Raw genomic sequence first — 720 nt, forward strand, 5'->3', positions numbered from 1 at the left:
CCGGTGTTGATATGTTCCGTAAGCTGCTCGACGAAGGTCGTGCTGGCGAGAACTGCGGCGTTCTGCTGCGTGGCACCAAGCGTGACGACGTTGAGCGTGGCCAGGTTCTGGTCAAGCCAGGCACCGTCAAGCCGCACACTCAGTTCGAAGCTGAAATCTACGTCCTGAGCAAAGAAGAAGGCGGTCGTCACACTCCGTTCTTCAAAGGCTACCGTCCACAGTTCTACTTCCGTACTACCGACGTAACCGGTAGCTGCGAACTGCCGGAAGGCGTAGAAATGGTTATGCCAGGTGATAACGTTAAAGTTTCCGTTACCCTGATCAAGCCAATCGCAATGGAAGACGGTCTGCGTTTCGCTATCCGTGAAGGCGGTCGTACCGTCGGCGCTGGCGTCGTAGCCAAAATCATCGCGTAAGTGATGATTTAAGAAAAAGCCTCCGCTTGCGGGGGCTTTTTTATTGGGTTGACACCTAGTCAGCCCGTCTATAGAATTGCGCCTCCTTTTAACGGGCGTATTGCGCTCGGTGGGAAGTAGCCTGGAGTCTGAAATCCAATGCAAAATCAGCAAATCCGTATCAGGTTGAAGGCTTTTGATCATCGCCTGATCGACCAATCCACCCAGGAAATCGTGGAAACCGCGAAACGTACTGGTGCTCAAGTGCGTGGTCCAATTCCACTGGCTACCCGTTAAGAGCGGTTCACCGTTCTGGTTTCTCCGC

The 720-nt window shown here is 53.5% G+C and carries 2 pseudogenes; both read left to right on the forward strand.

Annotated elements, in window-relative coordinates:
• A pseudogene (gene tuf, locus ACI2KS_RS29570) lies at nucleotides 1-416 on the forward strand (elongation factor Tu); the annotation flags it as partial.
• 138 nt (nucleotides 417-554) lie between these two features.
• A pseudogene (locus ACI2KS_RS29575) lies at nucleotides 555-689 on the forward strand (30S ribosomal protein S10); the annotation flags it as partial.
• Nucleotides 690-720 lie beyond the last annotated feature (31 nt).

The organism is Pseudomonas sp. NPDC087358 (genome assembly GCF_044900785.1).
Lineage (GTDB): Bacteria > Pseudomonadota > Gammaproteobacteria > Pseudomonadales > Pseudomonadaceae > Aquipseudomonas.